Raw genomic sequence first — 3,019 nt, forward strand, 5'->3', positions numbered from 1 at the left:
TCACAGGCCTGAGACGGACAGCCCTGCCGCATAATACGACCATTGGCAACGGTGTTGACACACGATGCCGGCAACAAACAAGAAAATTGTAGCCCGACTCGATACCTTTTAAATGCGCAATGCGGTGTGAATGCGTTTCAGTTCGTGCTCTTCACCAGCCTTGAACGCATGCCACAAAAGGGCAATCAGGGCATCCATCTCGTATTCCTGATCGGGTGTAAAAGTATGCGTTCCATAGCCGCTATGGGTGGAACGTGGCGAAATCTCACAACGATCCCATTCCCCACACTTACTGCTCGCCGTACTGCCCTTCCAATAGGAAATCCGGCAAAATTTCTCATGTTCGACAGTCATGATCAGACCTTTCAAGTGAAAGCCCCGAGGTTATCCCCCGGGGCTTTGATTAAGCTACAGCCTCTGGGGCCACATCATCATGTTCTTCCGCGCCGAGCATGACATCGCTCAGAAGTCCTGCATCCGTCCGAATAGCTGTCTCGATTTTTTTGGCGATATCCACGTTTTCTCTCAAGAAACGCTTGGAATTTTCACGGCCCTGTCCGAGACGCTCGCTGTCATAAGAGAACCAGGCTCCCGACTTTTCCACGATCCCAGCCTTAACACCAAGGTCGATCAATTCACCCTCACGGGAAACGCCCTCGCCATAAAGAATATCGAATTCAACCTGACGGAACGGAGGCGCAAGTTTGTTCTTGACTACTTTCACGCGGGTCTGGTTTCCGACGATCTCGTCCTTGTCCTTAATCGATCCGATCCGGCGGATGTCCAACCGTACCGAAGAATAAAACTTCAAGGCATTGCCGCCCGTGGTGGTTTCCGGTGAGCCGAACATGACGCCAATCTTCATGCGGATTTGATTGATAAAGATGACCATGGTGTTCGACTTTGAAATGGATCCGGTCAGCTTGCGCAGAGCCTGCGACATCAGGCGCGCCTGCATGCCGGGCAAACTGTCCCCCATCTCGCCCTCGAGTTCAGCCTTTGGAGTGAGGGCGGCTACGGAGTCGATCACCAGAACGTCGATAGCGCCCGAGCGCACGAGCGTATCGGCGATTTCGAGAGCCTGCTCGCCCGCGTCAGGCTGGGAGATCAGAAGCTCGTCCATGTCGACACCGAGCTTGCGGGCGTAGGCCGGATCGAGAGCATGCTCGGCATCGATGAACGCACAAATGCCGCCTTCCTTCTGCGCCTCCGCGACTGTCTGGAGAGCGAAGGTGGTCTTACCCGAGGATTCGGGGCCGTAGATCTCGACAATCCGGCCCTTCGGAAGCCCACCGATCCCTAGCGCGATGTCGAGGCCGATGCAGCCGGTAGAAATCGCCCCGATCTCTATTGCAGCGCCTTCCCCCATCTTCATGATGGACCCCTTGCCGAACGCACGCTCGATCTGGGAGAGAGCACTTTCCAGGCTCTTCTGCTTCTGGGCGCTGGCCGCTTCCGCGGCTTGAGATTTGGACATGTGTTTTCTCCATTTGCACAGGATTCATCGATCCCGGAAGCAGGAGGTCTACACGACCCCGCACCCGAAATCAATACGAATCCTTGCTTGATTTGTTGCGAATCCCTTAAACGCCCATGCCCGGGGTGAGAGCCTCGCGCATCTCGCGCTCGGCCTCGGGATCGTCGCGGACAGGGACGCAGTGATTCCCCTTCCTGTCGAAATGACGGAGCTGTCCGTCCGCAAAAACATCCGTGTAGCCCTCAAAATAACCGGATTCGGTCTGCCGCTTGTAGCGGCCCTCCGCGAGAGACGTCACGGCGAAGCCGGGTTCCTCCTCGAGCGATGCGTCATATACGTAGAGATAGGGATCCGATCCTCCGACCCGACGAATGACGTAGTCGCTGTTATCGGTATCACGGGTCGCAGCAGCGAAGCCCACGGCCCGGTCGTCGACCTCCACGAAGACATCGGCAGGAGCGTCCTTCTTGCGCATGAATTGACGCATCGCAGCCATCGCCTGCTCCTTGGACTCGATCTCGTCCGCAGAGCGGGCCTTCATGGCCGCCGCCATCCGCATAAACGTCTGAGGCATCCCCATTCCGAAGGCCTTGCTCAGGGCCGCGTGGGACAGTCCGGGATGAATCTCCTCCGCCTTGAGGGAGTTGGCCTTTTCCAGAAAAGGCATGCCGGCGACGATCACGTTCGGACCGTTGGTGCCGTCCTTCATCACCGGTACAATCAGGTCGACACCACGGTTTTTCGCCCGGCGAATGATCTCCATGTTCTCCCGCATGTCCGATCCTGCAACCGCGTGAACGCGCCCGAGATAGGCCTGATCCTCGAAGACGGTGTAGCCTACGTTGGCCTTATTGTTCTCGAAGGTCATCTTCAAGCCCTCCCAGGAATGAAGCGCGTCGGCCGGAGGCATCCCCGGGGGAACGATTTCCTTGGTCGCGGAACGAAGCTTGAGCGCCAGCATTCGCTTATGACTGAAGCGTTCGTCGACGAGCGCCGCCGGTACGGACTTCTTCGTCTTCTGATCCACGATGTAGTTCGCGACGATGCCGTTCGGCAGAATACGGGTCTCGATATCGAGGAACTTATCGTGCAGGTATTCCAGAAGCTCGGAGATGCTGTCGGGAGAGAACCTGTTCTCGATGAAATCGGAAATGCGCTCACGCGCCTCCTCAACCGTAAAGATCGCGATATCCCGGATATGGCTCGCGATCGGCAAGGGGCGAGACCCTGCGGCCACGATGAAACCGTAATCCTCGAATGGCAGGTCAGCCGGATTAACCAGAGATGTCGTCGACAACAGCCGCGACAGGCGGGCCCCCGACAGATCGTCGATATGACGAACTGCCTGTTCAAGTATGCCGCCCATGCCACCTAGCGCGAAACCAGAATTACCAACAACCGAAGCCATATTCCGCTCTCCCGAGGAAACAATAAAAAACTGATGGGTAGTGTTGGCCAATGATACGCAAGAAACTAGCAAATTGGCCTTGGCGGCCCGTTGAAAAAGTAGCTTCGTGAGCGTCCGGCGAACCCGACCTACCG

At 56.7% G+C, this 3,019-nt stretch carries 3 protein-coding genes; all 3 read right to left on the minus strand.

Going from position 1 to position 3,019, the window contains the following annotated elements; all coding sequences use genetic code 11:
- Positions 1 to 108: 108 nt before the first annotated feature.
- On the minus strand, positions 109 to 369 hold the full coding sequence (locus E1297_RS03260) for a hypothetical protein (protein WP_155133827.1): 261 nt from the start codon (positions 367 to 369) through the stop codon (positions 109 to 111).
- A gap of 34 nt (positions 370 to 403) precedes the next feature.
- Positions 404 to 1,477, minus strand: a complete 1,074-nt coding sequence (gene recA, locus E1297_RS03265) for a recombinase RecA (protein ID WP_155133829.1) — start codon at positions 1,475 to 1,477, stop codon at positions 404 to 406.
- 106 nt (positions 1,478 to 1,583) lie between these two features.
- Positions 1,584 to 2,885 carry a hypothetical protein gene (locus E1297_RS03270; RefSeq protein ID WP_155133831.1) on the minus strand — a complete coding sequence of 434 codons (1,302 nt, stop codon included), beginning with the start codon at positions 2,883 to 2,885 and terminating at the stop codon, positions 1,584 to 1,586.
- Between the last annotated feature and the right edge of the window lie 134 nt (positions 2,886 to 3,019).

It is taken from the genome of Roseibium sp. RKSG952, from assembly GCF_009711355.1.

Excerpts from the sequence above, each read along its gene's own strand:
- recA (WP_155133829.1), bottom strand. The coding sequence starts at position 1,477 with ATGTCCAAATCTCAAGCCGCGGAAGCGGCCAGCGCCCAGAAGCAGAAG.
- E1297_RS03270 (WP_155133831.1), bottom strand. The coding sequence starts at position 2,885 with ATGGCTTCGGTTGTTGGTAATTCTGGTTTCGCGCTAGGTGGCATGGGC.